We start from the raw sequence: 7,364 nt of genomic DNA, 5'->3' as shown, positions 1-7,364 counted from the left end.
AACACTTGCCTTCTATATTTCGGTGCAAAGACTATGTGGTATTTACAGTTCCAGCGCGTGTGCGCTAAGCTCTTTTCGTCCCCCATTGGGACCCCCTTTCAATTCTTAATTAACTCTTGTAGTTGCCAGACCACAAGACGTTTTTATCAAATTGAAAGGGGTTATATAACTGACTTATAGCTGTAAGCTTTACGGAACCCCCAGCCTAGCTGGGGGTTTTCTCTATACAAAAAGGCAGCGAATCGCTGCCTTAGTTCATTATGATTTCACTTTTTTTCTCTTATCTGTGATCTGCCATTGACCATCGACATAAAGAACCGTCCAACCGGTCGGTTTGCCATCAACTTCGGTACGCACATAATGCTCTTTCGATTTACGGCTAAACCGAATCACAGCGGGTATGCCATCGGGGTCATGAGCCGGCGCAGAAGCCAAATATTTAAACTTGTCGGGAATTCGTTCTTCAAAACGCGCAAATTCTTCAACTAACGGTGCCCGGGTTTCTCTTGATTTCGGGAAGTTACTGGCAGCCATAAATAGTCCGGATGCACCATCACGTAAAACAAAGTAAGCGTCCGACTTCTCACACGGTAATTCAGGGAAATGCACCGGCTCTTCCTTGGGTGGCGCTATTTCACCGTTTTTCAGAATTTTCCGGGTATTTTTACATGACTCATTGGTGCATCCCATATATTTACCGAAACGACCGTTTTTCAGCACCATATCTGAACCACATTTGTCACATTCAACAACAGGCCCGTCGTATCCTTTGACCTTAAACTCACCATGTTCGACGATATACCCGTCACAATTCGGATTGTTACCACAAACATGTAACTTGCGCTTATCATCGATCAGATAAGCATCCATGGCGGTTTCACAAATCGGACACCGTTTTTTCGCCCGCAAGGCAGCCGTTTCAACATCCTCTTCAAGGACATTAATGACGCCGTCCTCATCCCCCAAATTAATTGTCGTCTTACAACGCTCTTTTGGTGGTAAAGCATACCCGGAACAGCCAAGGAATACTCCGGTCGAAGCCGTACGAATTCCCATAGGCCGGGAGCAGGTCGGACACTCAATATTGGTCAGAACAATATGATTCGGCTTCATGCCGCCGTCTTCTTCCTGTTGTTCAGCCTGCTCAAGGGAGACGGAAAAATCACTGAAAAAGTTATCAAGAACACCTTTCCATTTCGCATTTCCTTCAGCAATCTGGTCCAGCTTCTCTTCCATGCGGGCGGTAAAATCATAGTTCATCAGATCATTAAAACTATCATCTAAACGATCCGTAACAATCTCACCCATTTTTTCTGCGTAAAAGCGTCGTTGCTCAATTTTTGCGTAGCCACGATCCTGAATCGTGGAGATAATCGACGCATAAGTTGATGGTCGGCCAATCCCTCGCTTCTCAAGCTCTTTTACCAGTGCGGCTTCGGTATATCTCGCCGGCGGTTTCGTAAAGTGTTGCTTTGGATCCAACGCATCTAAAGACAACCTTTCACCAATTTGTACACCCGGCAAAATTTGATCTTCATTCTTGCCCAATGGTTTCTGAACACGAGTCCAGCCATCAAATTTCAGAATACGCCCTTTCGCTTTCAGCGTGTATTCAGCAGCTTTGACACTAATTGTGGTTGAGTCATAGCGGGCAGGTGTCATTTGACAGGCAACAAACTGATTCCAGATTAAGGTGTACAGTTTATGCGCATCTGCATCCATCCCTTCCAGCGCATCAGCCAGAACATTGACATCCGAAGGCCGAATCGCTTCATGAGCCTCTTGTGCCCCCGCTTTGCTGCCATACACATTCGGGCTGTCGGGTAGATAGGCTGCGCCGAAATTGGTCTGCACATAACCCCGGACAGCATCGACTGCTTCAGCACTCAAATTGGTTGAATCCGTCCGCATATAAGTGATATATCCGGCTTCATACAAACGTTGCGCGAGCATCATGGTTTTCTTTACACCATATCCCAAACGCGTACTTGCGGCTTGTTGCAATGTCGAGGTAATAAATGGCGCAGACGGTTTACTCGATGTGGGGCGGTCTTCCCGCTTACACACCTCATATTGTGCCGATTCAAGCACACTCACCGCAGCTTTGGCATCCTGCTCATTCAGTGGCTTAAATGCCACACCGTCTTTCTGTGCAACAAGCAGTCGCAGAGCATTGCCATCCGGAGTTTGGGTATCGGCGTGAATATCCCAAAACTCTTCCGGTACAAACGCCTTAATTTCTCGCTCTTTCTCAACCAGTAGCTTGACCGCAACAGACTGAACCCGACCAGCCGACAGACCACGGGCAACTTTCTTCCACAGCAGCGGAGAAACCATGAATCCCACAACACGATCCATAAAACGACGTGCTTGCTGAGCATTCACGCCATCCATATTCAGTTCACCAGGCTCGTGGAAAGCCTGTTGGATTGCATTTTTGGTGATTTCATTAAAGACAACGCGTTTGTAGCGGTCCTCTTCTCCACCGATAATCTCGCGCAGATGCCATGCGATCGCTTCCCCCTCACGGTCCAAATCCGTTGCGAGGTAAACGCAGTCAGCATCTTTAGCTAACTTCTGAAGTTCAGAAACGACTTTTTCCTTGCCCGGAAGTATCTGATAATTTGCTTCCCAACCATGGTAAGGATCAACACCCATTTTTTTAATCAGCGCATTGCGTTCTTTCTCTTTTTTTAAACGTTCTTTCTCTTCTGCACTTAAATGTTTCGTTGAAACAGGTGTTGATTTTTTGGTTGAACTTGCTTGACCAGAGGTAGGAAGATCTCGGACATGACCGACACTAGACTTCACAATATAGTCTCGGCCAAGATATTTATTAATCGTTTTAGCTTTGGCTGGAGACTCCACTATAACCAGTGATTTACCCATAATTGACTCAAATGTCCTTAATCCAAATGCGAACTTGGCCGCAATTACACTCAAAATTAGACTTCTTTTTACTATCGAGCGAGATAACCAGAAGATCAACCTGTTTTTGCAAATTGATACTTAATTGCTCGACAATTGTCCGAATTGAATTTTAGCTTAGTCTAAAACTCAGATACACACTCAGGTAATCTCGCTCAGGATACCGTCTTCTATAATAGAACCCATTCTCAAACGGCCATCTTTAACTGCCTGCGTATACTAAATGGACTCTCGACATCTCTCGAAAAAAATCCACCGTTCTATGGGATAAGTCACAGAATAAGCCATGATAACCGCCATTATTCTGGCTTCTCAGTGAGCACTTTCTCGCAAAAACTGCATATCAGAGTCATTTCAGTATAAAATGAGCCAACTCGGATGAAAGGAGGGACAAATGAACGATAAAAAAGCCATTTCCACTGCAGATCTGCTCATGATTGCCAATCAATTGATTCAGGAACATGAACATTACATTGAAGGAATGCGTGCTGACTCAGTTGAAGAAAAAGACGGCGTTCTGGTATTTAAAGGCAACTATTTCCTTGATGAGCAAGGTTTACCGACGGCAAAAACAACCGCCGTATTTAACATGTTCAAATATCTAGCTCACCAATTGTCGAAAGAATTTACGCTTCAGGATGAAACCAGCGAAACACGATAGAAGCATGAATATCGTCAATTTATGCCGCCTACATCAAGTAAGCGGCTATTGCGGGTACACCTGCTGACATCGCTGCTGGTTTTGTCATTATGAATGACTTAAACCTTGCAAACGCTCAAAATAATCAGGAAACGTCTTCGATGTACAACCCGGGTCGTTAATGGTTACGGGGGTCTCGCTCAAAGCAACCAGTGAAAAACACATCGCCATACGATGGTCATCATAGGTATCAATTGCCGCATGTTGTAAAACAGCCGGCGGGGTAATAATGATATAGTCCTCGCCTTCTTCAACCTGAGCACCGACTTTGCGGAGCTCCGTTGCCATTGCGGTCAGACGATCAGTTTCTTTCACCCGCCAGTTATACACATTACGGATTGCTGTTGTTCCTTCGGCAAACAGCGCTGTCGTTGCAATCGTCATTGCCGCATCAGGAATATGATTGAAATCCATATCGATGGCTTTTAACGTACCGCGGTGAGCACAGATATAGTCATCGCCCCACTCAATTTTAGTGCCCATTTTTTCCAGCGCATCCGCAAAGTGAATATCTCCCTGAATACTGTTTTTACCAATCCCTGTGACTTTCACCGAACCACCCTGAATCGCAGCGGCGGCAAGGAAATAAGAGGCCGAAGAAGCATCGCCTTCAACCAGAAAATCACCGGGTGATATATAGGACTGCCCACCCTGAATGATAAATTCCCGATAATCATTATTGGTAACGGAGACACCAAATGTCGCCATAATATGCAGCGTAATATCGATATAAGGTTTCGATACTAATTCGCCGACAATCTCAATCCGTGTTTCATGGTCAGCCAACGGTGCTGACATCAGAAATGCTGTCAAAAACTGGCTGGAAATTGAGCCATCAATGCGAACGGTACCGCCTTTTAAACCCGTACCACGAATCCGAAGTGGCGGAAAGTTTTCATTTTCCAGATACTGAATATCCGCACCAGCCTGACGCAAGGCATCCACCAAATGACCAATCGGCCGTTCTTTCATGCGTGGCTCACCGGTCAGCGTATAAGTACCGCTACCCAGACACAACGCCGCAGCTAAAGGACGCATTGCTGTACCGGCATTGCCGAGAAACAGCTCCAGCACATCATTGTCAGATTGGAAAGCGTGCCCTAATCCATCGACTTCACAAACCGTTTTATCGTCAGAAAGACGATAAGATACGCCCAGAGCTTTCAATGCATTCAGCATATGGCGAATATCATCACTATCTAACAAGTTGGTCAGACGTGTCGTTCCCTTAGCGAAGGCGGCTAAAAGTAACGCTCGGTTGGATACACTCTTTGAACCGGGTAAATTGACTTCACCCTGAATACTTTTGATCGGTTGTAATGTAAGGCTTTCCATTTAAAGATTGTTTTCCTTGCACCACTCGTGTTCATTTTGATGAGCAGTGAAAATTTTTCGTACTGTGAGACTATCGAAATTCCTGAGTGAAAACTAGTATCAAAAACATCAATTCGTCATAAAAACGACCTCTTTAGCATCGATTTTCTGAGACTAATAGACTTTATCGACGCGAACACCATCATGGAAGTAAAGAATACGAACCCGATCATCCCGGGTAAAAATCATGTTGGGATCAACTTCCTGAATCACATCGATATACTGCTCACCTTCAACTTTGATCAATAATTCAACCGCCTTATCTTCTCTCTGATAAGCGCGGGTCGCATGCTGCCGGGCAATACTCCCACCGGCAATCGAGCCGACAACCGTCGCCAGTGACTGACCATGTCCATCACCAAATTGATGGCCGATAATACCGCCGGCAACTGCACCGATGAAGGTTTCCCAACCATTGGCACGGGCATGTACTACTTCGGTCTGGGAAAAATAGCGGACAGACTCGACCTGACCAAAAACAACTTTATCAACCGGACGCGCAACATTTCTTTCATAAGCAGCATTTGCAATCAGAGGAAAAACCAATAAGATCAGAATTAACAAGCGCATAAACAGATCTCCGACAAACTGAATTGATATGACAATCTATCTCCCAGAACTGGCCAAGGATGAATATTCATTCCCACCACTCGATCAAGCCCTGGACGAACCAAACGGGTTACTTGCCTTTGGCGGGGATCTCCATCCGGATCGGCTTCTTGCCGCATACCGTTCTGGCATTTTTCCCTGGTATAGTCCCGGAGAGCCGATTCTGTGGTGGAGCCCGTCACCAAGAGCGATTATCTCACCTAAGACATTTAAACCCGCTAAAAGTCTCCGTAAATTTCAGAGAAAAGCGAGCTATGCCATCAGTATGAATCAGTGTACTGATAAAATCATAAATTTATGTGCTGATACTCGCCCACCATCAGAAACATGGCTGACACCTGAAATGAAAGCGGCTTACCAACGGTTATCTCGCTTAGGCTATTGTCACTCGATTGAAGTTTGGCAGGATTCAGAAATCGTTGGTGGTTTATATGGGATTCAAGTCGGACAGATTTTCTGTGGTGAATCCATGTTCAGTTTAAAAACCAATGCCTCAAAAATCGGATTATGGGCCTTTTGTCAGCACTTTGCTCAACACGGCGGACAACTGATCGATTGCCAGGTCATGAATCCTCATTTGGCATCTTTGGGTGCTGAAACGCTTGAACGCGATCAATTTATGAAAACATTATCCAAACTTAAATATAAAGAGATAGATCCCAACTGTTATTATCCACAATGGATATCATTAAACTGATAAGCAGATTGATCAAATTTTATGCAAAATATACGAATTGGATTAAGCCATAACCATCCATGCAGCTATTTACCAGAGCGACAGGAGCGTGTCGCAATTGCCATGGATGGCGATCTCCATACCCCCGCTCAATATGAAATGTTACTCGCGAATGGATTCAGAAGAAGTGGTGATACCATCTATAAACCGCATTGTGACAACTGTCAGCTTTGTCAGGCAATTCGGGTGTCGATCACAGCGCTTCATCTCAGCAGAAGTCAAAAGCGCCTGTTAAATAAGTCAAATCAGTTTCGCTGGGAAGTCAAAGAAAGTCTGGATCCTGACTGGTATCCTCTTTACAAACGCTATATTAACCAACGTCATCGTCATGGCAGTATGTATCCGCCTAACCGGGAAGACTTTGCCCAGTTTTCTTCCTGTAGTTGGCTTAAAACAGTCTACCTGCATATTTATAAAGCAGAACAACTCGTTGCGGTAGCTGTCACTGACCTGTTACCCCAAAGCGCAAGCGCTTTCTATACATTTTATGACCCCGATGAGAAGCTTTCGCTGGGAACGCTCGCTGTCCTATTGCAGGCTCAATATTGCCACCAGCAGCAAAAAGTTTGGCTATATCTGGGTTATCAGATCGATGAATGTCCGGCCATGAATTATAAAACACGCTTTCAACCGCATCAAAGGCTAGTAAATCAACGTTGGCAAGGGTAGAATACGCGCAACTTTACTATTTTCAGAGATGACGGCAAAATACATGCCGGATTTTTCGCCACATTTTGAAGAGGATTAAATGGCTAAAGAAGACGTAATTGAGATGCAAGGAACAGTCCTTGATACATTACCTAACACAATGTTCCGTGTTGAACTGGAAAACGGTCACGTCGTTACTGCACATATTTCAGGAAAAATGCGTAAGAACTACATTCGTATTCTTACCGGAGACAAAGTCACGGTTGAAATGACGCCTTACGACTTATCTAAAGGCCGTATCGTCTTCCGCGCCCGTTAATCCCTCAAGCAGTCTGCCAAAAAAAACGGAGCAAAAATGCTCCGTTTTTT

At 44.9% G+C, this 7,364-nt stretch carries 7 protein-coding genes and 1 pseudogene; 4 read left to right on the top strand and 4 right to left on the bottom strand.

Going from position 1 to position 7,364, the window contains the following annotated elements:
* Positions 1–86: pseudogene (locus VR7878_RS04135) on the bottom strand (IS200/IS605 family transposase); the annotation flags it as partial.
* 172 nt (positions 87–258) lie between these two features.
* Positions 259–2,889: a type I DNA topoisomerase gene (gene topA, locus VR7878_RS04130; RefSeq protein WP_077333656.1), complete on the bottom strand. Its 2,631-nt coding sequence runs from the start codon at positions 2,887–2,889 to the stop codon at positions 259–261.
* Between the two features lie 433 nt (positions 2,890–3,322).
* Between topA and VR7878_RS04125 the strand changes: the two genes are divergently transcribed.
* On the top strand, positions 3,323–3,589 hold the full coding sequence (locus VR7878_RS04125; protein ID WP_077333655.1) for a YciN family protein: 267 nt from the start codon (positions 3,323–3,325) through the stop codon (positions 3,587–3,589).
* Positions 3,590–3,676: 87 nt separating this feature from the next.
* On the opposite strand, the gene aroA is transcribed toward VR7878_RS04125, so the two are convergent.
* Together aroA and VR7878_RS04115 are read right to left on the bottom strand one after the other, a co-directional pair.
* Positions 3,677–4,963: a 3-phosphoshikimate 1-carboxyvinyltransferase gene (gene aroA / locus VR7878_RS04120; RefSeq protein ID WP_077333654.1), complete on the bottom strand. Its 1,287-nt coding sequence runs from the start codon at positions 4,961–4,963 to the stop codon at positions 3,677–3,679.
* A gap of 153 nt (positions 4,964–5,116) precedes the next feature.
* Positions 5,117–5,572, bottom strand: coding sequence for an outer membrane lipoprotein (locus VR7878_RS04115; RefSeq protein ID WP_077333653.1), 456 nt, complete (start codon positions 5,570–5,572; stop codon positions 5,117–5,119).
* Positions 5,573–5,600: 28 nt separating this feature from the next.
* On the opposite strand from VR7878_RS04115, the gene aat reads away from it, so the two are divergent.
* The 3 genes from aat to infA all read left to right on the top strand — a co-directional run bounded on the left by aat (position 5,601) and on the right by infA (position 7,314).
* Positions 5,601–6,308: a leucyl/phenylalanyl-tRNA--protein transferase gene (aat, locus tag VR7878_RS04110; RefSeq protein WP_077333652.1), complete on the top strand. Its 708-nt coding sequence runs from the start codon at positions 5,601–5,603 to the stop codon at positions 6,306–6,308.
* A gap of 21 nt (positions 6,309–6,329) precedes the next feature.
* On the top strand, positions 6,330–7,016 hold the full coding sequence (locus VR7878_RS04105) for an arginyltransferase (RefSeq protein WP_077333651.1): 687 nt from the start codon (positions 6,330–6,332) through the stop codon (positions 7,014–7,016).
* Positions 7,017–7,095: 79 nt separating this feature from the next.
* The gene (infA, locus tag VR7878_RS04100) at positions 7,096–7,314 is read left to right on the top strand and encodes a translation initiation factor IF-1 (protein WP_001040192.1); all 219 of its coding nucleotides are present in this window, start codon (positions 7,096–7,098) and stop codon (positions 7,312–7,314) included.
* Positions 7,315–7,364: the final 50 nt, after the last annotated feature.

Source organism: Vibrio ruber DSM 16370, assembly GCF_900163965.1.
GTDB classification, from domain to species: domain Bacteria; phylum Pseudomonadota; class Gammaproteobacteria; order Enterobacterales; family Vibrionaceae; genus Vibrio; species Vibrio ruber.
This window is presented reverse-complemented; position numbering and strand designations above follow the sequence as displayed.